The following is a 21,716-nucleotide window of genomic DNA, read 5'->3' as shown; positions in this document are numbered from 1 at the left end:
TGAAAGACAACACGCAGAATCGTCCCGCATTCCCCGACGGTCAGTGTTGCTCTGCTCGTGCATCGTCGAACAAGAGCTTTCCTTCGGGATACCGCTGTGCGCTCGCCGGCAACCGGCCCTCGGTTCCGCTCAACCACACAGAGACGCGGCCGGAACCGGAACGACCCGAACCGACCTCGTCCGCACGTCGTATCGTCTGATTGGCCACCGCCTCGGCGCTATCGAACATCGTGACCTCGGCCGGCAGGTTCGCAACGATCTCATCGAGGACCAGAGGGTAGTGCGTACACCCCAACACGATCGACTCGACGTCGTCGGGAGTGGCTGCGACTGCAGCGGCAATGGCTGCGCTGATCCCCTGGGAATCTCCCCGATCGATCGAATCGGCCAGACCGTGGCACGCCACGCTCGTTACGGTCCGGTGCGAGGCGAACTCCTCGATCAATCGCGCCTGATAGGCACTTGCAGTGGTTGCTGCCGTCGCCCAGATCGCGATCCGATCACTCGCTGCCGCAGCGGGTTTGATCGCCGGAACGGTACCCACCACCGGCACTGCGTCACCGAGCGCGGCTCGGACGTGGCTCAGCGCTGTCACACTGGCGGTGTTGCACGGCAGCACGACCACCTCGGCACCGAGTTCGACGGCATGCCGAGCCGTGCCGACCACACGCTCGACGACCCACGGATCCGGCTTGGGTCCCCAGGGCGCATTGTCGGGGTCCATCATGAGCACCAGATCGAGCTCGGGGCGCGCTTGTCGCAGCCGCGCCGCCGTCGGGAGCATTCCCAGGCCAGAGTCGATCAGTGCGACGATCATGCCAGTGCTTGCTCGACGTCGCCGACCAGGTCGGCACCGTCCTCGATACCCACCGACAGACGCACCAGGTCGTCGGGCACTTCGAGCAACGAACCGGCTGTCGAGGCGTGCGTCATCGCGCCCGGATGTTCGATGAGCGATTCCACGCCGCCCAGAGACTCTGCGAGGGTGAAGATCTCGGTCTTCGCGCAGAAGTTCAGGGCAGCCTGCTTGCCGCCGGCCAGACGCACCGAGACCATGCCGCCGAAGCGTCGCATCTGCTTCGCGGCCACCGAGTGAGACGGGTGAGATTCGAGTCCGGGGTAGATGACCTGCGAGATGGCCGGATGGCCGTCGAGGAATTCGACGATCTTCTCGGCGTTGTCGCTGTGCCGCTCCATCCGCAACGCGAGGGTCTTGATGCCGCGCAAGGTCAGGAACGCGTCGAACGGTCCGGGAACGCCACCGGCTCCGTTCTGCAGGAACGCGAAGGCCGTGTCGAGCTCTTCACTGTCGGTCACCAGTGCGCCGCCGACGACATCGGAGTGTCCGCCGATGTACTTGGTGGTCGAGTGCAGCACCACGTCGGCACCGAGGCTCAACGGTTGCTGCAGGTACGGGGACGCGAACGTGTTGTCGACGACGAGTTTGGCCCCGCCCTCGTGCGCCACTCCGGCGAGCGCCTCGATGTCACCGACGTTGAGCAACGGGTTGGTGGGTGTCTCGACCCAGACGAGCTTGGTGTTCGGACGCATCGCCGCGCGGACCTCGTCGACGTCGGAGACTGCAGCCACCGAATACTCGATGCCCCACTGCGTGAACACCTTGTCGATCAATCGGTACGTGCCGCCGTAGGCGTCGTTGGGAATGACGAGGTGATCGCCCGGACGCAGCGCCGAACGCAGCAGGCAGTCCGTGGCCGCCATGCCCGAGGAGAACGCGCGACCGTAAGTGCCCGATTCGATGGCCGCCAGATTGGCCTCGAGCGGCCGTCGCGTCGGGTTACCGGTGCGCGCGTACTCGAATCCGCTGCGCATGCCGCCGACGCCGTCCTGAGCGAAGGTGGAGCTGGCATAGATCGGCACATTCACTGCGCCGGTCAGCGGATCCGGCTCGTACCCGGCATGCACCGCCTTGGTCGAAAAGCCCTGCCAGGAAGTGTTGTCTGCCTTGCTGCGCTGCTCACTCATGACCTTCACACTAATCGGCCTGCGTCGCCCGGCGGGGTCGTGGGTAACCTGCGAAGACAACCCCCAGCGGAAAGAGGCACCGTGGCCAACTCCCAGAGCGTCGACGAACTGTTCGCGATCGATTCACTCCTCGACGACGAGGAGCGTCAGATCCGGGATACCGTCCGCAAGTTCGGCAACGAGCGTATCCGCCCGCACATCGCCGACTGGTTCGACGAAGGCACGGTGCCGGTGCGAGAACTGGCCAAGGAACTGGGCTCGCTCGGCCTGCTCGGCATGCATCTCGAGGGATACGGCTGCGCCGGAACGTCCGCGACGGCGTACGGCCTGGCCTGCCTCGAGCTCGAAGCGATCGACTCCGGCATCCGTTCGCTGGTCTCGGTGCAGGGCTCGCTGGCGATGTTCGCCATCTGGAAGTACGGCTCCGAGGAACAGAAGCAGCAGTGGCTCCCCGGGATGGCCGAAGGATCTCTGATCGGCTGCTTCGGACTCACCGAAGCCGACTACGGATCCAACCCCGGCGGCATGCTCACCCGCGCCAAGCGCGACGGGGACGACTGGATTCTCAACGGCAGCAAGATGTGGATCACCAACGGACCGGTCGCCGACGTCGCCGTCGTGTGGGCGCAGACGGACGACAAGATCCGTGGTTTCGTCGTTCCCACCGACACACCGGGATTCACCGCCAACACGGTGAAGAAGAAGCTGTCGCTGCGTGCGTCGATCACCGGCGAATTGGTGTTCGACGACGTCCGACTCCCCGCCGACGCGATCCTGCCCGAGGCCCGCGGCCTGCGCGGACCCCTCAGTTGCCTCAACGAGGCCCGCTTCGGCATCGTTTTCGGTGCGATGGGCGCGGCGCGGGATTGCATCGAATCGGCCGTCGAATACTCCAAGACCCGCGCGGTGTTCGACAAGCCACTCGCCGGATATCAGCTCACCCAGGCCAAGCTTGCCAATATGGCGCTCGAACTCGGCAAGGGACAACTGCTGGCACTGCATCTGGGCCGACTCAAGGACAAGGGCGAACTGCCGGGCGAGCGCGTGTCACTCGGCAAGCTCAACAACGTGCGCGAGGCCATAAAGATCGCCCGTGAATGCCGAACGATACTGGCGGCCAACGGAATCACGCTGGAATACCCGGTGCTCCGTCATGCCAACAACCTCGAGTCGGTCCTCACCTACGAGGGCACGTCCGAGGTCCATCAACTCGTGATCGGGCAGGCTCTCACCGGCACCAGCGCGGTGCGATAGCGCTCCGCTCACGTGCGCGTTTTGCGTCCTTCTGGGTACGCAAAACGCGCACGAGGCCTACGCGCCCTTGCTCAGGAAACCGAGCAGATCGTGACGGGTGATGACGCCGACGGGCTTGCCTTCTTCGACGACCATCAGCGCATCGGATTCGCCGAGTGCCTTGGTGGCGTCGGAGACGGTTTCGCCTGCACCGATCAACGGGAACGGCGCGCTCATGTGCTTGGCGACCGGGTCTGCCAACGCCGCGCGACCCTCGAAGACGGCACTGAGCAGATCACGCTCGGTGACGCTGCCTGCCACCTCGCCTGCCATGACGGGCGGCTCCGCACCGACGACCGGCATCTGCGAGACCCCGTACTCGCGCAGGATCTCGATGGCGTCGCGCACGGTTTCCGACGGGTGAGTGTGCACCAGATCCGGCAGGGCCCCGGACTTTCCGCGCAGGACTGCACCGACCGAGGTTTCCTCGGTGGAGCCGTCGAGACGTGAGCGCAGGAATCCGTACGAGGACATCCACGAATCGTTGAAGATCTTCGCCAGGTAGCCGCGACCGCCGTCCGGCAGCAGGACGACGACCAGCGCGTCGGGACCTTCGCGCTCGGCGACCTGGATCGCTGCGACGGCAGCCATGCCGCAGGAGCCGCCGACCAGCAGGCCTTCCTCGCGGGCGAGGCGACGGGTCATGTCGAACGAGTCGTTGTCGGACACGGCGATGATCTCGTCCGGGATGGACGGGTCGTAGGCCGTCGGCCAGAAGTCCTCACCGACACCTTCGACGAGGTACGGGCGTCCCGTTCCGCCGGAGTACACCGAGCCCTCGGGGTCGACGCCGATGACCTTGACCTTGCCGCCGGAGACCTCCTTGAGGTACTTGCCGGTGCCGGAGATGGTGCCGCCGGTGCCGACGCCTGCGACGAAGTGGGTGATCTTGCCGTCGGTGTCGGCCCAGATCTCGGGACCGGTGGTCTCGTAGTGGCTGGCCGGGCCCGCAGGGTTGGAGTACTGGTTGGGCTTCCAGGCTCCGTCGATCTCGCGGACGAGCCGATCGGAGACGCTGTAGTAGCTGTTGGGATCCTCGGGCGCTACGGCCGTCGGGCAGACGACGACCTCTGCTCCGTAGGCGCGCAGCACGTTGCGCTTGTCCTCGCCGACCTTGTCGGGGCACACGAACACACACTTGTAGCCGCGCTGCTGAGCGACCAATGCGAGACCGACACCGGTGTTGCCGGACGTGGGCTCGACGATGGTGCCGCCGGGCTTCAATTCGCCCGACGCCTCGGCCGCGTCGATCATCTTGACGGCGATGCGGTCCTTGGACGAACCACCCGGGTTGAGGTACTCGATCTTGGCCGCGACCGTGCCTGCTCCGTCGCCGATGACGGTGGACAACTTCACCAACGGGGTGTTGCCGATGAGTTCGGTGATGTGCTGAGCGATGCGCATTGCTCCATCTTCCCAGATGCGGGTATTCGGCTCTCGGTCACGGCCGTCGATACCCCGCATACGATGGTGTCGACGGCGCGAGGAGAGGGATCGATCTGTGACGGCGAGCGGATGGCGTACCGCTGCGAAGGCGAGCGCTGCGACGGTTCTTGCAGGCTCAGGAGCTGGGACTGCGTCCTGGGCCGCGTACCGACATCTGATGGCGCAGGCCACTGCGGCTCGCGGCGTCATCGGGCGAACCACCGCCAAACCACCGGAGGCGGACGGCGTCTACACGGCGGGATGTGTAGCCCCCGAACGGTGGCGGATGGGAAATTCAGCAGATATTCATCTGATGATCTTCGGCGACTCCACTGCGGCAGGCGTGGGTTGCACGGTGGCCGACGAAGTTCCAGGCGTTCTGCTCGCCCGCGGGTTGGCCGAGGAAACCGGTCAGCGAATTCGTCTGAGCACCAAGGCAATTGCCGGTGCTACCTCGAAAGGACTCGAAGGCCAGGTCGACGCCATGTTCGTCGCGGGCCCACCCCCGGACGCGGCGGTCATCTTCATCGGGGCGAACGACGTCACCAAGAAATTCTCCATCCCGGCGTCAGCGGGCCGGTTGGGCGACGCGGTCGAGCGATTGACGGCCAAGGGGTGTGTCGTCGCCGTGGGTACGTGTCCCGATCTCGGTGTCGTGACGGCCATTCCGCAGCCGTTGCGCACCGTCGTACGCAACTGGGGCAGACGCCTCGCGCATGCGCAGACGGCCCGGACGCTCAGCGCGGGCGGACATCCAGTGGCACTGGCAGACCTTCTCTCGCCCGAGTTTCTCGCGGCACCGGACACCATGTTCTCGGCGGATCGGTTTCACCCGTCGGCGGCGGGGTACGAGCTTGCCGCACAGCAGATTCTGCCGGTGCTGGCATCCGCCCTCGGGGTCTGGCACGGCGGCCCGCTGCCCGAGCTGCCGACCGTGTCCGCAGCCGTCGAATCACGCAAGCCCATCCCCCGCGCCACGGCTGCACTCGACCGCTTCCTGCGTCGCAGAACAGCCGAGCTCGACGCAGAGATCAGCACGGCTTCGGACGATCTCGTACGTCGTGCCGGTGGCGGATCGACGGGGTTGTAAGTTCGGTCCGGAGACATCGCCTACTCGGCGGTATCAGAGCAATCAAGCAGTATCGATTCGAAGGAGATCTCATGCCAGAGGCAGTCATCGTCGCCACCGCACGCTCACCGATCGGCAGGGCGATGAAGGGTTCGCTCAAGGACATTCGCCCGGACGACCTCACCGCTCAGATGGTCGCCGCTGCACTGGCCAAGGTGCCCTCGCTCGATCCGAAGGACATCGACGACCTCCTCCTGGGCTGCGGCCTGCCCGGCGGCATGCAGGGCAACAACCTCGCTCGCATCGTCGCGGTCCAGCTCGGGTACGACTCCCTGCCCGGCACGACGATCACGCGCTACTGTTCGTCCTCGCTGCAGACCACCCGCATGGCACTGCACGCCATCAAGGCAGGCGAGGGTGACGTGTTCATCTCCGCCGGCGTCGAGAGCGTGTCCAGCTTCATCCACGGCAGCTCCGACTCGCTTCCCGAGAGCCACAACCCGATCTTCGCCGACGCCGAAGCCCGCACCAAGAAGGCACAGGAAGAGGGCGCGGACAGCTGGACCGACCCCCGCGAGAACGGCGAGCTGCCCGACGCGTACATCGCGATGGGGCAGACGGCCGAGAACGTCGCTCTGCTCACCGGCATCACCCGCGAGGATCAGGATCACTGGGGCGTCCGCAGCCAGAACCGCGCCGAGGAAGCCATCAACGCCGGTTTCTTCGAGCGTGAGATCACCCCGGTGACCCTGCCCGACGGCACCGTCGTCACCGCCGACGACGGACCCCGCGCCGGCACCACCTACGAGAAGATCAGCCAGCTCAAGCCGGTCTTCCGCCCCAACGGCACGATCACCGCGGGCAACGCGTGCCCGCTCAACGACGGTGCTGCGGCGCTCGTCATCATGAGCGACACCAAGGCCAAGGAACTGGGCCTGACCCCGCTGGCCCGCATCGTGTCCACCGGGGTCACTGGCACGTCCCCGGAGATCATGGGCCTCGGTCCGATCGAGGCGACCCGCAAGGCGCTGAAGATCGCCGGCATGTCGATCTCCGACATCGACCTGTTCGAGATCAACGAGGCCTTCGCAGTCCAGGTCCTCGGTTCGGCTCGCGACCTCGGTATCGGGGAGGACAAGCTCAACGTCTCCGGCGGCGCCATCGCGATCGGCCACCCGTTCGGCATGACCGGTGCCCGCATCACCACCACGCTGCTGAACAACCTGACGACACAGGACAAGACGTTCGGCGTCGAGACCATGTGCGTCGGCGGCGGCATGGGTATGGCCATGGTGCTCGAACGCCTGAGCTGACACTCGCACAAACGAGAAAAGCCCCGCCCCTCCTGCAGCGGAGTGGCGGGGCTTTCTCGTGCGAACTAGTCGTTGTTGAAGTAGCTCAGCAGACGCAGGATCTCGACGTAGAGCCACACCAGGGTGATGGTCAGGCCGAGGGCGACGCCCCAGGCTGCCTTCTCCGGAGCCTGTGCGCGGATCAGCTGATCGGCCTGGTCGAAGTCGAGCAGGAAGCTGAACGCTGCGATGCCGATGCAGACGAGGCTGAAGATGATGGCGATGGGTCCGCCGTCACGCAGTCCGAATCCGCCGTCCATGAAGAAGCTGGCGACCAGGTTGCCGAGCATGAGGACGACGACACCGATGAGGGCACCGACGATCATGCGGGTCAAACGCGGGGTGACGCGGATGGCCCCGGTCTTGTAGACGATCAGCATGCCGAAGAACACACCGAACGTGCCGAGGATGGCCTGACCGATGAGGCCCGCTCCGCCCCCCATGCCGAAGAAGTCACCGGTGAACACCAGCGACAGAGCTCCGAGGAACACGCCCTCTGCGGCGGCGTACGCAAGCACGATGAACTTGTTGTCCATCTTGCGGCCGAACGTCGCGAACATGACCAGGCCGAAGCCGATCAGTCCACCGGCGATGAGCAGCGCGGGTGCGGCCGATGGATTGGCGGAGGCGTACAGGTACGAGATGATCGCCGTGACGCTGAGCACACCGAGCGTGATGCCGGTCTTGGTGACCACGTCGTCGATGGTCATGGCCCGCTGCGCGGGCTGCGTGGTGTACGGATCGGCCTGCGTTCCGGGATGCTGGCCGAAGGTCGCGGCCTGCGAGGCACCAGCCGTCGCAGATCCGAATGTGGCGTAGCCGCCGCCCTGCTGCTTGGGCAGGTTGCGGAACACCGGGTTGCTGGAGGTGCGCACCGTGTCTCAATCCCTTCGTAAGTTCTGATCCCCACCGGGGATCTCCCCGTCGGTCATCAGTAGAACGTCTGACATCCGGACAAAAGTTCCCAGGCGAAGAACTTCTACGACGGACAAATCGGACTCTACCGGCTACCACCCCCATACGCGGAGACGACCGCGTGTGTGACACCGAATCGAAACGGGCACTATGAGGAAATGGCAATCGAAGACGGACCCGACCAGACCCTGGACCCCAGCGAAAGCCTCGACTCCGACGAGGTACGTAACGACGACGGCGACACCGTCGTCGATCCTCCCGACCACTGGAGCGAAGCGAACAGCTTCGGCACCACCGCTCGCGAAGCAGCCGAGGGCGAGAGCCTGGACCTCAAGCTCAGCGAAGAGGAACCGGACATCGCCGTCGAGGAGGATCTCGACCGGCCCATCGCGAAGACTCCCGACGACGAACTGACCGAGGAATTGGTGGACCACGTCATCGAGGAATCGGACGAGGACCCCGACATCGACTATGCGGAAGGCCAGCGTCAGGCCGAGATCGTCGAAGGCACGCTCGTCGAGGATCTCGGACGCAACCGGGGACAGATCGACGGAACTCCCGAAGACGGCGGTCCGGTCACCTGACCGTCTACCGTTGCTCGCTCGGACGTACCGAGCGAGCGACGGTGAACTTGCCGTTGCGCCCCATCAGGTCGGTGGGGCCAACGGCGTCGGCCAGTTCGCGGCGATAGTTCAGATGAGTGTTGAACACCGTCCACAATTGTCCGCCCGGCCGCAGTACTCGGCCTGCCGCCGCGAACAGCTTGCTCGCCCCGCCCGTATGCACCGCTGCGCCCTCGTGAAACGGCGGGTTGCACACCACCAGATCGACCGACTCAGACGCGAAGGTGGACATCGCGTCGTCGGCGATCACCGCCACTCGTGTCCCGTTCGCCTCGGCCGTGGCCGACGCCGACGCGATCGCTGCGGACGAGCGATCGGTGGCGATGACCTCGAGCTCGGGCCTGGTTCGGGCCAGCTCGGTCGCGAGAATTCCTGTGCCACAACCCAAGTCGACGGCAACGCGAGCTCGCGGGAGCATCTCCGGAACGTACTCGAGGAGATACCGAGTCCCGATGTCGAGTCCGGCCCCCGCGAACACCGCACCGTGCGCCACCACCGTCAAGTCGAGGTCGGCAATCCGCTTGCTGACCGGATACGTCATGCCCGACGCCACCGCCCCGGTCGCGGTGAGCACTCGGGCTTTCTGTCGTCCTCGGCCTGCGGTGACCGTTTCGAAGGACTTTCGCAGGACGTCGTTCATCGCCGGGGTCATGTGTTTGTCTCGTCCGCCTGCGAGGACGACGACGTCTGCCGATGAGTGCGCGGCGATGTGCTCGGAGATCTCGGTCAGTTCGGCCAGACCTCGCGGCAACTGCATCAGCACCACCGCGACTCCGTCGAGCAATCCGGCACCGAGTGCGTGCTGGGTGTACGTGCCCGCCATCGATACCCGCGTGGCGTTCAATTCGAGTGCCCGTACTCCGGTGACCGCGTCCTGATGGACCCGAACCGCAGTGAATCCCAACGCGACAGCCCCGAGGGTGAGTGCTCCGTACCGGTCGCCGATCACCGCGATCGGTGACGTGCGGTCGATTCCGGGTAGTTCGTCGACGGTATCGAGAATCAGGCGGTCCGCAGCATCGACGGCGTGGAGGTTGGGCGCTTCGGCGTCGGGCTCACGCCGCAGGGCATCGAACAGGGATTCATCGGGCACTCGAGCAGTATCCCACCCGGTTGTGCGTGACCGTCCGGGGTCGTTCCGCAGGCCCCTCCCCGGTCGTGCGCGTTTTGCGTAGCTGGAGCTACGCAAAACGCGCACGACAGAGTGCGGGTGCCGGCAGAGCCCGCGCGGCGAGTGGCTATTGCGGCGAATCAAGGGCATGCTCGGGGCATGGAACACCAAGACAAGAACGAGGCGCTGTTCAGCCACCCGGACGATGCCTCCACCGATGCCCATGCCGAGACGTCGAAGCCTGCCGTCTACACCGCCCTCTTCAGCGGTGCCAACGAATAACTCTCAAGACAGGTAGCGCAGGTACTCCAGCGCCTTGGTCGCATGCACGTGACCGCGCTCGCTGCGCACCACCATCCGCACCACCCGGTGCCGATCTATCACGAATGTCGTCCGCTTCACGGACAATAATTGCCGCACATACCCGCGTTTGCCCGTGGTGGAGTGGCCGCGTTCGAGCTCCCGAAGCCGACGTCGCCTGCTGAACCACCCACCCCGCCGCACCCCGTATTGTTCGGCGACCGCACCGTCGTTATCCGACAGCAGCGGGAAATCGAACGACCTCTGCAGAGCGAAGTGATGGTTGCTGTCTCGGGTGTCGGTGCTGATACCCACCCGTCGTGCGCCGAGTCTGTCGAATTCGGTGCCCAAATCCCTGAAGTGGCAGGCTTGCGCCGTGCAGATGGGGCTGTTGGCCGCCGGATAGAAGAACAGCACGACCGGTCCTGCCGCAGTCAGGTCGGAGAGCGTACGACGCACACCGGCATGGTCCGGGAGCTCGAAATCCGGGGCCGTCTTTCCGATACGCATGGCGCAGAGGTTACCGCTCAGGCTTCGACGAGGGCCGCGGTCACGCGATGTCGGAGATCTCGATCGATGCCCAAGTAGTTCAGGTACCCCTCGAACGAGCCGTGTGCTGTCTTCATGACGGCCAGCCCGTGCTCGAGGTAGGACTCGCGAACCCCCAGCACCGCGCCGGTCGGTATGCCGGGGGGATTTTCGACTCCCGCCCAGGTCCGACGCATGTGTGCGATCAGCGGTTCCGCCGCGTCGTTGCTTCTGAGGTAATCCGCGACGATGTCGTCCTCACCGACCCCTGCAGCTCGCAGCACAGTGGCTACCGTCCACCCCGCCCGGTCCTTGCCCGCAGCGCAGTGCACCAGGACTCCGCCGCGCCCCTCGGCAATAGCGTCGACCACTCGTTTGATTGCGTACGCTGCCCCGTCGAGAGTCGGGTACGACGCGTATGCCCGAAGCATGTAGTCCACCTGGCTCTGTTCGTCGTCCATCGGAGCTTCGTGCGGGGCGCGCTCGCCTCGCTCGTTGTCGAACGGCACCGAGATCGAATCGACGCCTGCGGGAACTCGGTCCACGCCGCTTCGATTTCGCTCCGAGTCACCGCGAAAGTCGAACACCGTTCGAATCCCCAGCTCGGCGACGGTGCGCTGACCACGCTCGGTCAGCGCACTCAACTCGGATGCGCGATAGAGCACTCCCGGCCGAATCGTTGCGCCTTCGGTCGTGCGGGTACCGCCGAGATCCCGAAAGTTCCACGCTCCGTCGAGGACGAACTGGTCGTGGGCACGAGCGTCAGGCATGGGCTCGACTGTATCGAACGCCGCGCACGATTCTAGGTGCGCGGTGCCAGCCACCTACGCAGCCGGGCAGTGACGAACGGCATCACCACGTAGACCATCGACGGCGTACACATCGTCACCACAACTGCAGTGCGCAGAGCCACGTTCAGATCGGTCAAGTGAGGCGTGAGAACGATGTTGACCAGCAGACTGACGGCATAGAAGGCAACGCCGATCGAGATCGCCTGCTTCCACCGCGGCGGCGGGCCACCGATCACTCGAACCGCGTCGGTGAGGTTGGACTGCGGCTCGAACCACCCCTCGACACCGGAAAGTCGATGTGTCGCAACGTCGTCGGCGATAGGACGGCCGGTACCGAGCCAGGTTCTCCTGGCGTCCGAACGCAACCATGCGTCCAGGTGGTCGTGTGTCTCGAATCGGTACACCACGTGGTAGTCGTTGGATTCGCCGGAACTGCGCAGCCAACCACCGCCGAGAAATCCGGGAAAGGTTCGGACGAGGGCTATCCCGTGGTCGGTCCAGTCCACGAAGTCTGCTTCGTATCCCTGACGGACGCGGCGTGCGACCGAGGTCGTGACGTGATCGAGCGTGTCGGTCGTGGTCATGCGGTAGCCCTTCTGCGCGTGTCGTCGTGGATCGACATCTTCCACACAGAGTGCTGCCATATGGACCGACATTCAAATCGGGAGACCCATCGAAGAGAGATGGCTCTTAACCAGACATGATGCGACAATTTGTCCACAGAGACCCCTCTCGAGCGACCTGGAGTGGACGGATGGCGCACACCGAACCCGAGTACCGACTCGACGACGTCGACCGACGCATCGTCACCGAGCTCAGCCGCGACGGCCGCATGTCCATGCGCGCCCTGGCCGAGGCGACTCATATCTCGCGGGCCCACGCCTACGTACGCGTCGACCGCCTCATCGACGAAGGCGTCATCGAAGGATTCACCGCACGCATCCACTACGAGAAAGCCGGGTTCGGTGCGTCCGCGTATGTGGCGCTGTCCATTCGACAGGATTCCTGGCGCGCCGTCGCCGACGACCTGAGCACCTTCCCGTTCGTCGAACACGTCAGTCTCATGGGCGGAGATTTCGACGCACTGGTCCTGGTCCGCGCTCCCGATATGTCGGCGCTACGCCATCTGGTGCTGGACAAGCTGCAGGGACTCGACGGGATATTGTCGACGCGAACCTGGCTGATCTTCGACGAGGCGATCGGCCCCGGCGCGCAGTGGAGCGCAGAGCGACCGAACGGGAGCAATCCATGACCACCTCCGAGCATGAATCGAACACCACCGACGTCGTGGTCATCGGCGGCGGAATAGCGGGCGTATCTCTGGGATACGAACTCGCGAGCGATCGACGAGTCACACTCCTCGAGCGCGAGTCGACCCTGGCCTTCCACACCACCGGGCGCTCTGCCGCCCTGTTCTTGGAAACGTACGGCAACAGCACGATTCGCGCTCTGACGACGGCCAGCCGAGAATTCCTGGAGCATCCGCCGGAGTACTTCCGATCCGAACTGCTGGCCCCACGTCCACTGCTGCAGTTCGCGGCCACCGGGCGAGGCGACGCGCTCGAGGCCATGTACGCAGACATCAGCAGACTGACACCCGACGCTGCGCTCATCTCTCCCGCCGACGCACGCGCGTTCTTCCCGCCGCTGCGCCCGGAACTGATCGATTGCGCTCTGTACGAACCCCATTCGATGGAGGTCGACGTCCACGCACTGCATCAGGGCTACGTCCGCGGCCTGCGCGATCGAGGTGGACGAGTACTCACCGGAGCCGGAGTGACGCGACTCGAGCGAATCGACGGCCTGTGGCACGTACACACCATGAACGGGTCGGTCCACATCGCTCCCCTGGTTGTCGACGCAGCGGGCGCATGGGCTGACGTGGTCGGCGCGATGGCCGGTGCCGACACCATCGGACTCGTCCCGATGCGGCGGTCGGTGTTCATGGTCGCCGCGCCCGAGAATCTCGACACGGCACATCTGGCGACGCTGAGCGATATGGACGAGAAGTTCTACATCAAACCCGAGGGCGCTCAACTGTTGTGCTCTCCGGCCGATGAAACTCCCACCGAACCGAGCGACGCGCGTCCCGACGAGTTGGAGATGGCGCGCGCGTTCGACGCTATCGCCGAGGCGACCACATTGACGGCCCGACATGTTCGTTCGTCCTGGGCAGGGCTGCGCAGTTTCGTTCCCGATCGCACCCCGGTCGTGGGCTTCGATCGACAAGTCGAGGGCTTCTTCTGGTGCGCCGGTCAGGGTGGATACGGAATTCAGACGTGTGCGGCGTTGGCCCGGGTAGGCGCGACAATCGTTCGCGGAGAGCGGGTTCCGGAGGACGTGGCAGTGAAGGGGCTCGACGAAGCGGACCTGTCGCCCAGCCGCCTGGGGTGAGAGGCGCTTCGCGCCAGGTGCACGAAAGTTCGACCCCTGCTACGAAGTTCCACTCACGACGGATAGCTCAGCCGGCCACGACGCGTCGTAGGTCATGCACCGTGGTTCGGTAGATGTCGAGTAGATCGGCGTCCTGCCCACCGTCGACTCGTTCGGCCCAGTCGTCGAAGGCGATGCGCATGACCATGCCGGCCCCCTCGACCAGAAGTCTTGCGTAGGAACGTGGCTCGTGGCCACCGAGCCTCTCGGCCACCGCATCGGTGACGCGGCACAACGTCATCGCGTCGTGGGCGAAAGCCGCGGATCGCAGGTGCGCGTCGGACCCGATCAGCCGTCGGGTACGCCGGAGACGATCTCGGACCTCGTCCGGTGCGGAGGAAAATCGTTCGACGGATCGCTCGTAGAGTGCTTCGATACCGGTGATGGTGATGTTCTCCGGCACCGTGGACGCCAGCCAGGCGTTCAGGTCGACGTCGAGCTCCGGGTCGTTTTCGAGAACGGATTCTTCCTTCGACGCGAAGCTGCGGAAGAACGTACTGGGCGACACCCCGGCCCGACGCGCGATCTCGTCGACCGTCGTCGCGGCGCACCCTTGCTTCTCGAACAGGTCGAGCGCAGCACGGGTGATCTCGAGCTGGGTGTCGCGTCGACGCCGCTCTCGCAGATCCGGCACTCGTTCGGTCATCCTCGTCACTCCCTCATGTTCTCGCTGTCAACTTACCAGTACACTTCAAATTGACAGTCACTGTCATGATGATTCAAGCTGCCCCGGCGGGCCGAAAATCCGCACCTTGTACCCATACTCGAAAGCGTCCGATGACCTCACCTCAGACCGACCACGTATCCGAGCCCATGCCGGACGGCGAACTCGCGCCGGGCAGCAAGCTGCTCATCGGCATCCTCGTCATTGCGGCGTTCGTCATGATCCTCAACGAGACGATCATGAGCGTGGCACTACCGACCCTGATGGTCGACCTGAGCATCACGGCGACCACCGCACAGTGGCTCACCACCGGATTCCTGCTGACCATGGCCGTGGTCATCCCCATCACCGGATTCCTGTTCCAGCGATTCACACTGCGTCAGGTATTCGTCGCGGCGATGACGCTGTTCACCGTCGGCACGCTGCTCGCTGCCTCTGCCTCGGGCTTCGAGCTGCTCCTGCTCGGACGCGTCACCCAGGCCAGCGGCACCGCAATCATGTTGCCGCTGCTCATGACCACCGTGCTCACGGTAGTGCCGGCGCACAAGCGCGGCGCAATGATGGGCGTCATCTCCATCGTCATCGCCGTGGCCCCCGCCATCGGTCCGACCATCTCGGGAATCATCCTCGATTCACTGAACTGGCGTTGGATGTTCTGGCTGGTCCTCCCCATCGCACTCCTCGCGTTCGCGATCGGAACCACGCTGGTGAAGAACGTGACCCGAACCAGTCGTCCGTCGTTCGACCCGCCGTCGGTCGTGTTGTCCGCCTTGGCGTTCGGCGGAATCGTCTACGGACTGAGCAGCCTGGGACATTCGGCCGAGGAATCCGTGGTGCCGGTATGGCTGCCACTGCTGGTCGGAGCGATTGCCCTCGTGGTATTCGTGCTGCGTCAGATCGCCCGGCAAGATCACGGTGGAGCTCTGCTGGACATGCGTCCGTTCCGTACCCCCACTTTCAGCATCGGCCTCGGCATGATCGCGATCTCGATGATGGCCTTGTTCGGTGCTCTGATCCTGCTGCCGATGTACCTGCAGAACGTCCGCGGTCTCGACACCCTGGACACCGGACTGATGCTGCTCCCCGGCGGACTGCTGATGGGCCTGCTCGCCCCGTTCGTCGGCCGAATCTTCGACCGAGTCGGGCCGCGACCGTTGGTGATTCCGGGAGCCATCGTGATGAGCGCCGCCCTGTGGTCGATGACCGTGCTCGACGCGCACACCGCGCTGCCGTTGGTGATCGGCATCCACATGCTGCTCTCGGCGGGGCTCGCGTTCATCATGACTCCGCTGATGACCTCGGCACTGGGTTCGCTTCCCACCCAGCTGTACTCGCACGGAAGCGCAATCTTCAGCACGGTCCAGCAGTTGGCCGGTGCCGCAGGTACCGCACTGTTCGTCACCGTGATGTCGAATACTGCAGCAGCCCGAATCTCCGACGGCGCAACCACTGTGGGTGGCTCCGAGGCAGGCATCCACACCGCCTTCCTCTACGGCGGTGCGGTGTCTCTGGTGGCGGTGGCGGCGTCGTTCTTCATCCGGGCCCAGGCACGCAGCGATCTCGACGAGGCCGCTTCCGTACAGCCGGTGCACTGAGTCAACCGAATTCGACGATCTCCACTGCCGCAGAAACGATCTCGTCCTCCGCCAGGAGGACGAGATCGGCTGCTGCCCCCAGCGGAACGAACGAATTCTTGCTCGCCACTCGGCGGATCGCACCCGCGTAGCCACCCTCGATCAGGGCCGTCACCACGCCCTCTCCCACTCCCGCGTCGTGCCGGGTCTCGTCGGCGATCAGCACTCGATCGAATCGCGAGAGCCGTTGCAGCAGATCCTCGGTCGGTAGCGGCACGATCCACCGCAGATCGACGATGGTCACGCCGATGCCGCGTTCACTCAACCTCGACGCCGCGCGCCTGCTCATCACCACACCGTTACCGAACGTGACGATGGCAAGATCGCCTCCCCCGAGATAGGTTGCGACGGCGCCGAACTCGACCGAAACGTCGTCGACGCACCGCAATGCTCCGTCGCCGTCGTGAAGATCGACTCGGTGGTACAGCGCGATCGGCTCCAGGAACACGCACACGCGCCCCTCCTCGACAGCCATCGCGACACAGGTCCGCAGCAGACCGGCAGCCTCGGCCGCGGAACTGGGAACGGCCACGACGATGCCCGGTATATCGCGGAGAACGGCGACCGCGTTGTCGTTGTGGAAGTGCCCGCCGAAACCGCGTTGATACGCCAGGCCGGCGACGCGCACCACCATCCCGTTGGTGAAGTGGGAGTCGGAGAAGAACTTGAGCGACGCGGCCTCACCGCGCAGTTGGTCCTCGGCATTGTGCAGATACGCCAGATATTGGATCTCGGGGATCGGAACGAACCCCGCGAGCGCAGCACCGAGCGCGGTGCCGAGTACGGTCTGCTCGTCGAGCACCGTATCGAAAACCTTTGCTGCACCGAATTTTTTACGCAACCCCTTGGTGACGCCGTAGACGCCGCCCTTGACGGCGACGTCCTCCCCGAACACGAGGACGTCCGATCGCTCCGCCATGATGTCGGAGAGCGTCCTGTTGATCATCGCGGCCAGGGTCAGACGCTCCTCGCCGTGCGCACCTCGCAGGCTCTGCTCGGTGGCGGCCACGGCGATCGGTAGACGTTCCGTGAGTGGAGCCATCACCGCCTTCGCAGAGGCGAGTCGCGTCGACAGCCCCGACTTCAGTGACTCGACCGTCGTTTCGGCCTCGGTCATGACGGTCTCGCGCATCGCCTCGTAACGGGCTTCGACGTCGGCGGCGGTCAGCACTCCGGCCCCGATCAACGCAGCCGCACTGGCGAGCAATGGATCTCGCGCATAGTCGCCGACGATGTCAGCGCTGGTGCGGTACGCGAGTTCGGCGTCGGATCCGGCGTGACCCATCAGCCGGACCGTCTCGAGATGCAGGACAACCGGACGACGGCCGGATCGCACCGCGGCGACGGCAGCATCCACGGTTTCCATCAGTGCCACCGGATCGGTGCCGTCGGCTCGCATGTATTCCATCGAGGCGAACCTGCCGAGCGACTGCGCAATCCAACCACGCGGAGATCGGGTACTGATTCCGATTTTGTTGTCCTCGCAGACGAACAGGATCGGCATCGGGATGGATCGGTGCGCACAGTAGGCAGCCGAGTTGAGCGCACCGACGGTCGTGGAGTGATTGGCCGAGGCATCGCCGAAACTGCACACCACGATGGCGTTCTCGGGCCACGGGGTTCGATGACGCAGAGCCTTCGCTCGCCCCAGCGCGAATGCCAGTCCGACCGCGCGCGGCACCTGCGAACCGATGGTCGATGTCTGTGGCACGATGCCCAGATCCGGATGTCCGAACACCTTGTGACGTCCACCGGAGATGGGATCGTGTGTGGCGGCGACCAACCCGGCAAGCACGTCACGGATCGGATTCGAAGCCGAATACTGTTGCGCACGTGCATTGTAGAAGGCACCGGATCGATAGTGCAGCAGAGCCGGATCGGTGACTGCGGTCGCCGCGCCGACGGCCGCATCGGCCTCGTGCCCGGACGATCCGATGGTGTAGTAGCCGAATCCGATCGACTGCAGCCAGCGGGCCGCGAAGTCCAGATGCCGGCTGGCGAGCTGGGCATCGAAGTACCTCAGTACACGATCCGGATCGGCGAGCTCACGGCCACCCGTCCCGGCGACCCGGATCCGATCCAGAAAATGCGCATCGATCGCCTCGGCCACGATCGCCCCTCTCCGTCCACCGGCACGAGCCCTGCATCCGGCAAGAGCGGCACAGTCAGCCCAGCGCGATCATATCCACCGGAGAGCTCAACAGCCGGCCGACGAGCGCGAGAAACTGCGATCCTTGCTGGCCGTCGACGAGGCGGTGGTCGAACGAGAGCGAGAGGGTCGTCACCGACCGCAATGCGATCTGATCCTCGTGTTCCCACGGCATACGGCGGATGGAGCCGAAGCAGAGAATGGCGGCTTCTCCGGGGTTCAGGATCGGGGTGCCCGCGTCGACTCCGAACACTCCCACGTTGGTGATGGTGATCGTGCCGTCGGCGAGGTCGGCCGGACTGCTCTTGCCTTCCTTCGCCGTGCGCGTCAGATCCGACAGCGCGCGGCCAATGTCCACCAGGGAGAGTTCGTGTGCGTCCTTGATATTGGGAACCATCAAGCCACGCGGGGTCGCCGCGGCGATACCGAGGTTGACGTAGTGCTTGGTGACAATCTCCTGTGTTGCTTCGTCCCAGGACGAGTTGAGCGATGGATTCGATTTCAGCGCAACGAGAACCGCCTTGGCCACCAGAGCCAACGGGGTCAGACGGACGTCCGCGAAGTGGGCCGAGGACCGCAGGGAATCGAGCAGTGTCAATGTCTCGGTGACGTCCACCGTCACGAACTCGGTGACGTGTGGAGCGGTGAATGCACTGCGCACCATCGCATCCGCCGTATGTTTGCGCACCCCCTTGATCGGGGTGCGCTCCTCGCGGCCTCTCCGCTCCCCTGCCTGCTTCTCACCCTTCAGGTAGGTCTCGACATCCTCACCGGTGACATTGCCTCGATCCCCGGTGGCGGGCACCTCGGCCAGGTCGACGGCATTGTCCTTGGCCATCTTTCGCACCGGCGGCGCCGCGAGCGGCTTCCCGTTCTGCCCGCTCGGCGTCTGCGCAACCGCAGGCACTACGCGGCCACCGCGCCGACTGGAGCCTTCTTTCGCCACGCCGTAGCCGACGAGAACCGGCACACGTTCGTCCCCGTCCTCGGCTGGGACTGCCGTGTCGGCAACGGGAGCAACGAGCTCGGGCTCGTCGCCGCCGACCCTGATGTCGATGATCGGCACGCCGACCTCGACCGTGTCGCCCTCCGAAACATGCAGCGCAGCAACGACACCAGCAAATGGTGACGGAAGCTCGACGGCGGCCTTCGCAGTTTCGACCTCGGCGATGTTCTGATTCAACTCGATGGTGTCGCCGACCGCGACGAGCCAGGTCAGCAGGTCGGCCTCGGTGAGGCCCTCCCCGAGGTCGGGCAACGGAAAGCTCTTGATGGTGGACATCGTCGAATCCTGTTCGGAGTGTGTCGGGGGGCGAGGTCAGTGCGAGCGGCAGCGGTCGACGGCGTCGAGGATCCGGTCGACGTCGGGAAGGTAGAACTTCTCCAGTTTCGACGCGGGGTACGGGGTGCCGAAACCACCGACACGCAACACCGGCGCTTCGAGGTTGTAGAAGCACCGTTCGGAGATTCGAGCGGCGATCTCCGAACCGAGTCCCATGAACACCGGCGCCTCGTGGGTGACGACCAGCCGCCCGGTCTTGCGTACCGAGGCCTCGATGGTCTCGAAGTCGATGGGCGAGAGCGAGCGAAGATCGATGACCTCGATCGATATACCCTCGTGGGCAGCCACTTCGGCGGCCTTGAGTGCAGTGGCGACAAGCGGGCCGTAGGCGATCAGGGTGACGTCGGTGCCCTCGGAGACCACCCGCGCCCGATGCAACGGATATGACGCGCCGAGGTCGGTGGCGTCGAGGTCGATCGGGCTCTTCTCCCAGTACCGACGCTTCGGTTCGAAGAACAGCACCGGATCGTCACTGGCGATCGCCTGCTGAATCATCGAGTAGCCGTCGGCAGCATTGCTGCACGTGACGACGCGAAGGCCCGCGGTCTGGGCAAAGTAGCCTTCGGGAGATTCGGAGTGGTGCTCCACTGCACCGATTCCGCCGCCGTACGGCACCCGGATCGTCATCGGGATCTTGACGTTGCCGCTGGTGCGATAGTGCAGTTTGGCCACCTGCGAGACGATCTGGTCGAACGCCGGGTAGATGAAACCGTCGAACTGGATCTCACAGACCGGCCGAAACCCTCGCATCGCGAGCCCGACGGCGGTACCGATGATGCCCGATTCCGCCAACGGCATGTCGAGCACTCGCCCGGGGCCGAAGTCCTTCTGCAGCCCGTCGGTGATGCGGAAGACGCCGCCGAGTTTGCCGATGTCCTCGCCCATCAGCAGGACTTTCGGGTCGTTCTCCATCGCTCGCCGCAGCCCCGCATTGATGGCCTTGCCGAGCGGAAGGTTTGCAGGCCGCTCCAGAGTGGTCATGACGAAACTCCTTCGAATCCGGCCTGGTACGAGGCGAATTGGGCTCGCTCGTCGTCCAGGAGAGGGTGGGGGTCGGCGTAGACGTTGTCGAACACCGACATCGCGGCCGGTTCCACGGTTTCGAGGCAGCCCCGCCGAAGCTCGGCAGCGACGTCGTCGGCGGTCTGCTTCACCGAGGCGGCGAACTCGTCGTCGAACACGCCGATTCGCCTGAGCAGCTTCTCGATCCGGTCGATCGGATCCTTCGCGCGCCATTCGTCATCGGTGGCACCCGAGCGGTATCGCGTCGGATCGTCGGAGGTGGTGTGCGGGCCCATGCGGTAGGTGACGGCCTCGATGAGCGTCGGGCCGCTGCCTTCGCGGGCTCGGGCGAGCGCCGCCCTGGTCACGGCCAGAACGGCGAGAACGTCGTTGCCGTCGACGCGTACCGACGGAATCCCGTATCCCTCACCGCGGGCAGCGATCGTCGACTTCGTCTGCACCGTAACCGGTTCGGAGATGGCCCACTGATTGTTCTGGCAGAAGAACACCACCGGTGCATGAAAGCTCGCTGCGAAGCCGAGTGCCTCGGAAATGTCGCCCTGGCTGGTTGCGCCGTCGCCGAAGTAGGTGATGGCCGCGCCCTCGGCTCCTTCGAGCTGCATGCCGATGGCGTAGCCGGTCGCATGCAGGCCCTGCGATCCGACGATGATCGCCGGCGTCGTCATGCGGTATTCGTACGGGTCCCAGCCGGACAACGTCGATCCGCGCCAGAAGCGCAGCATCTGGGTGGGGTCGACGCCGCGGCAGTAGGCGACGCCGTGCTCGCGATAACTCGCGAACACGAAGTCCTCGGTGTCGAGTGCCCGGGCCGAACCGACCTGCGCCGCTTCCTGCCCGAGCAACGGTGCCCACAGTCCCAGTTCACCCTGCCGCTGCAACGCGGTCGCCTCGGTGTCGATGCGCCGGACGACCACGAGATCGCGGTACATCTCCATCATCGCGGCCGTGTCGATATCGGCGACGAGGGGCGAGTAGGTCTCGTTGCGGACCACGGTTCCGGATTCTTTTATCAGCTGTACCAGCGAGGTGGTGTTCATGTTCGTGGCACTCTCCGTCGTGATGTGATGTCCTTCACAAA

21 protein-coding genes are annotated in these 21,716 nt (G+C 65.0%); 8 read left to right on the top strand and 13 right to left on the bottom strand.

Annotated elements, in window-relative coordinates; all coding sequences use genetic code 11:
• Positions 1-40: 40 nt before the first annotated feature.
• Together ACNEOT_RS10790 and ACNEOT_RS10785 are read right to left on the bottom strand one after the other, a co-directional pair.
• Positions 41-817, bottom strand: coding sequence for a glutamate racemase (locus tag ACNEOT_RS10790; RefSeq protein WP_415973992.1), 777 nt, complete (start codon positions 815-817; stop codon positions 41-43).
• The gene (locus ACNEOT_RS10785; protein WP_415973991.1) at positions 814-1,986 is read right to left on the bottom strand and encodes a cystathionine gamma-synthase; all 1,173 of its coding nucleotides are present in this window, start codon (positions 1,984-1,986) and stop codon (positions 814-816) included. The genes ACNEOT_RS10790 and ACNEOT_RS10785 overlap by 4 nt, the downstream gene beginning before the upstream one ends.
• 81 nt (positions 1,987-2,067) lie before the next feature.
• On the opposite strand from ACNEOT_RS10785, the gene ACNEOT_RS10780 reads away from it, so the two are divergent.
• Entirely contained in the window at positions 2,068-3,240 is a 1,173-nt protein-coding gene (locus ACNEOT_RS10780) for an acyl-CoA dehydrogenase family protein (RefSeq protein WP_415973990.1), read from the top strand.
• Between the two features lie 57 nt (positions 3,241-3,297).
• Here ACNEOT_RS10780 and ACNEOT_RS10775 read toward each other — a convergent pair whose 3' ends face one another.
• Positions 3,298-4,683: a cystathionine beta-synthase gene (locus ACNEOT_RS10775; protein ID WP_415973989.1), complete on the bottom strand. Its 1,386-nt coding sequence runs from the start codon at positions 4,681-4,683 to the stop codon at positions 3,298-3,300.
• A gap of 97 nt (positions 4,684-4,780) precedes the next feature.
• On the opposite strand from ACNEOT_RS10775, the gene ACNEOT_RS10770 reads away from it, so the two are divergent.
• Together ACNEOT_RS10770 and ACNEOT_RS10765 are read left to right on the top strand one after the other, a co-directional pair.
• Positions 4,781-5,794 carry an SGNH/GDSL hydrolase family protein gene (locus tag ACNEOT_RS10770; protein WP_415973988.1) on the top strand — a complete coding sequence of 338 codons (1,014 nt, stop codon included), beginning with the start codon at positions 4,781-4,783 and terminating at the stop codon, positions 5,792-5,794.
• Positions 5,795-5,865: 71 nt separating this feature from the next.
• On the top strand, positions 5,866-7,086 hold the full coding sequence (locus ACNEOT_RS10765; protein WP_415973987.1) for an acetyl-CoA C-acetyltransferase: 1,221 nt from the start codon (positions 5,866-5,868) through the stop codon (positions 7,084-7,086).
• A gap of 65 nt (positions 7,087-7,151) precedes the next feature.
• Here the strand turns inward: ACNEOT_RS10765 and ACNEOT_RS10760 are convergent, their stop codons facing one another.
• A complete protein-coding gene (locus ACNEOT_RS10760; protein ID WP_415973986.1) occupies positions 7,152-8,000 on the bottom strand; it encodes a Bax inhibitor-1/YccA family membrane protein in 849 nt (282 codons plus the stop codon).
• Positions 8,001-8,198: 198 nt separating this feature from the next.
• Here ACNEOT_RS10760 and ACNEOT_RS10755 point away from each other — a divergent pair, with 198 nt between their 5' ends.
• A complete protein-coding gene (locus tag ACNEOT_RS10755; RefSeq protein ID WP_415973985.1) occupies positions 8,199-8,624 on the top strand; it encodes a hypothetical protein in 426 nt (141 codons plus the stop codon).
• Positions 8,625-8,628: 4 nt separating this feature from the next.
• Here ACNEOT_RS10755 and ACNEOT_RS10750 read toward each other — a convergent pair whose 3' ends face one another.
• Entirely contained in the window at positions 8,629-9,756 is a 1,128-nt protein-coding gene (locus ACNEOT_RS10750; protein WP_415973984.1) for a class I SAM-dependent methyltransferase, read from the bottom strand.
• 177 nt (positions 9,757-9,933) lie between these two features.
• On the opposite strand from ACNEOT_RS10750, the gene ACNEOT_RS10745 reads away from it, so the two are divergent.
• Positions 9,934-10,056 carry a hypothetical protein gene (locus tag ACNEOT_RS10745; protein WP_259467969.1) on the top strand — a complete coding sequence of 41 codons (123 nt, stop codon included), beginning with the start codon at positions 9,934-9,936 and terminating at the stop codon, positions 10,054-10,056.
• A 3-nt stretch (positions 10,057-10,059) separates the two neighbouring features.
• Here ACNEOT_RS10745 and ACNEOT_RS10740 read toward each other — a convergent pair whose 3' ends face one another.
• From ACNEOT_RS10740 to ACNEOT_RS10730, 3 genes are read right to left on the bottom strand one after another with little or no spacing between them, the layout of a single operon-like run.
• Positions 10,060-10,584 (bottom strand): peroxiredoxin, encoded by a 525-nt coding sequence (locus tag ACNEOT_RS10740; RefSeq protein ID WP_415973983.1) that lies wholly within the window; start codon positions 10,582-10,584, stop codon positions 10,060-10,062.
• Between the two features lie 17 nt (positions 10,585-10,601).
• Positions 10,602-11,372: a tyrosine-protein phosphatase gene (locus ACNEOT_RS10735; RefSeq protein ID WP_415973982.1), complete on the bottom strand. Its 771-nt coding sequence runs from the start codon at positions 11,370-11,372 to the stop codon at positions 10,602-10,604.
• A gap of 32 nt (positions 11,373-11,404) precedes the next feature.
• A complete protein-coding gene (locus ACNEOT_RS10730; protein WP_415973981.1) occupies positions 11,405-11,977 on the bottom strand; it encodes an antibiotic biosynthesis monooxygenase in 573 nt (190 codons plus the stop codon).
• 170 nt (positions 11,978-12,147) lie between these two features.
• Between ACNEOT_RS10730 and ACNEOT_RS10725 the strand changes: the two genes are divergently transcribed.
• Together ACNEOT_RS10725 and ACNEOT_RS10720 are read left to right on the top strand one after the other, a co-directional pair.
• Positions 12,148-12,645 (top strand): Lrp/AsnC family transcriptional regulator, encoded by a 498-nt coding sequence (locus ACNEOT_RS10725; RefSeq protein WP_415973980.1) that lies wholly within the window; start codon positions 12,148-12,150, stop codon positions 12,643-12,645.
• On the top strand, positions 12,642-13,787 hold the full coding sequence (locus ACNEOT_RS10720) for an NAD(P)/FAD-dependent oxidoreductase (protein ID WP_415973979.1): 1,146 nt from the start codon (positions 12,642-12,644) through the stop codon (positions 13,785-13,787). The genes ACNEOT_RS10725 and ACNEOT_RS10720 overlap by 4 nt, the downstream gene beginning before the upstream one ends.
• Positions 13,788-13,854: 67 nt before the next feature.
• On the opposite strand, the gene ACNEOT_RS10715 is transcribed toward ACNEOT_RS10720, so the two are convergent.
• The gene (locus ACNEOT_RS10715) at positions 13,855-14,472 is read right to left on the bottom strand and encodes a TetR/AcrR family transcriptional regulator (RefSeq protein ID WP_415973978.1); all 618 of its coding nucleotides are present in this window, start codon (positions 14,470-14,472) and stop codon (positions 13,855-13,857) included.
• Between the two features lie 131 nt (positions 14,473-14,603).
• Here ACNEOT_RS10715 and ACNEOT_RS10710 point away from each other — a divergent pair, with 131 nt between their 5' ends.
• The gene (locus ACNEOT_RS10710; protein WP_415973977.1) at positions 14,604-16,085 is read left to right on the top strand and encodes an MDR family MFS transporter; all 1,482 of its coding nucleotides are present in this window, start codon (positions 14,604-14,606) and stop codon (positions 16,083-16,085) included.
• Between the two features lies 1 nt (position 16,086).
• Here ACNEOT_RS10710 and ACNEOT_RS10705 read toward each other — a convergent pair whose 3' ends face one another.
• The 4 genes from ACNEOT_RS10705 to pdhA are packed head-to-tail and all read right to left on the bottom strand — an operon-like array spanning position 16,087 to position 21,675.
• Complete coding sequence (locus tag ACNEOT_RS10705) at positions 16,087-18,234, bottom strand: thiamine pyrophosphate-dependent enzyme (protein ID WP_415973976.1); 2,148 nt, start codon at positions 18,232-18,234, stop codon at positions 16,087-16,089.
• A gap of 55 nt (positions 18,235-18,289) precedes the next feature.
• The gene (locus tag ACNEOT_RS10700; protein WP_415973975.1) at positions 18,290-19,555 is read right to left on the bottom strand and encodes a dihydrolipoamide acetyltransferase family protein; all 1,266 of its coding nucleotides are present in this window, start codon (positions 19,553-19,555) and stop codon (positions 18,290-18,292) included.
• A gap of 36 nt (positions 19,556-19,591) precedes the next feature.
• Positions 19,592-20,596, bottom strand: a complete 1,005-nt coding sequence (locus ACNEOT_RS10695) for an alpha-ketoacid dehydrogenase subunit beta (RefSeq protein WP_415973974.1) — start codon at positions 20,594-20,596, stop codon at positions 19,592-19,594.
• The gene (gene pdhA / locus ACNEOT_RS10690) at positions 20,593-21,675 is read right to left on the bottom strand and encodes a pyruvate dehydrogenase (acetyl-transferring) E1 component subunit alpha (RefSeq protein ID WP_415973973.1); all 1,083 of its coding nucleotides are present in this window, start codon (positions 21,673-21,675) and stop codon (positions 20,593-20,595) included. Before pdhA ends, ACNEOT_RS10695 begins: the two co-directional genes overlap by 4 nt.
• Between the last annotated feature and the right edge of the window lie 41 nt (positions 21,676-21,716).

Source organism: Rhodococcus sp. 077-4 (assembly GCF_047782425.1).
GTDB lineage: Bacteria > Actinomycetota > Actinomycetes > Mycobacteriales > Mycobacteriaceae > Rhodococcoides.
The sequence above is the reverse complement of the archived record's forward strand: the minus strand, read 5'-3'. Positions and strand labels throughout refer to the sequence as shown.

Coding starts and splice junctions, on each gene's coding strand:
- ACNEOT_RS10790 (WP_415973992.1), bottom strand. CDS start 817: ATGATCGTCGCACTGATCGACTCTGGCCTGGGAATGCTCCCGACGGCG.
- ACNEOT_RS10785 (WP_415973991.1), bottom strand. CDS start 1,986: ATGAGTGAGCAGCGCAGCAAGGCAGACAACACTTCCTGGCAGGGCTTT.
- ACNEOT_RS10775 (WP_415973989.1), bottom strand. CDS start 4,683: ATGCGCATCGCTCAGCACATCACCGAACTCATCGGCAACACCCCGTTG.
- ACNEOT_RS10765 (WP_415973987.1), top strand. CDS start 5,866: ATGCCAGAGGCAGTCATCGTCGCCACCGCACGCTCACCGATCGGCAGG.
- ACNEOT_RS10755 (WP_415973985.1), top strand. CDS start 8,199: ATGGCAATCGAAGACGGACCCGACCAGACCCTGGACCCCAGCGAAAGC.
- ACNEOT_RS10745 (WP_259467969.1), top strand. CDS start 9,934: ATGGAACACCAAGACAAGAACGAGGCGCTGTTCAGCCACCCGGACGAT.
- ACNEOT_RS10740 (WP_415973983.1), bottom strand. CDS start 10,584: ATGCGTATCGGAAAGACGGCCCCGGATTTCGAGCTCCCGGACCATGCC.
- ACNEOT_RS10735 (WP_415973982.1), bottom strand. CDS start 11,372: ATGCCTGACGCTCGTGCCCACGACCAGTTCGTCCTCGACGGAGCGTGG.
- ACNEOT_RS10730 (WP_415973981.1), bottom strand. CDS start 11,977: ATGACCACGACCGACACGCTCGATCACGTCACGACCTCGGTCGCACGC.
- ACNEOT_RS10725 (WP_415973980.1), top strand. CDS start 12,148: ATGGCGCACACCGAACCCGAGTACCGACTCGACGACGTCGACCGACGC.
- ACNEOT_RS10720 (WP_415973979.1), top strand. CDS start 12,642: ATGACCACCTCCGAGCATGAATCGAACACCACCGACGTCGTGGTCATC.
- ACNEOT_RS10715 (WP_415973978.1), bottom strand. CDS start 14,472: ATGACCGAACGAGTGCCGGATCTGCGAGAGCGGCGTCGACGCGACACC.
- ACNEOT_RS10710 (WP_415973977.1), top strand. CDS start 14,604: ATGACCTCACCTCAGACCGACCACGTATCCGAGCCCATGCCGGACGGC.
- ACNEOT_RS10700 (WP_415973975.1), bottom strand. CDS start 19,555: ATGTCCACCATCAAGAGCTTTCCGTTGCCCGACCTCGGGGAGGGCCTC.
- ACNEOT_RS10695 (WP_415973974.1), bottom strand. CDS start 20,596: ATGACCACTCTGGAGCGGCCTGCAAACCTTCCGCTCGGCAAGGCCATC.
- pdhA (WP_415973973.1), bottom strand. CDS start 21,675: ATGAACACCACCTCGCTGGTACAGCTGATAAAAGAATCCGGAACCGTG.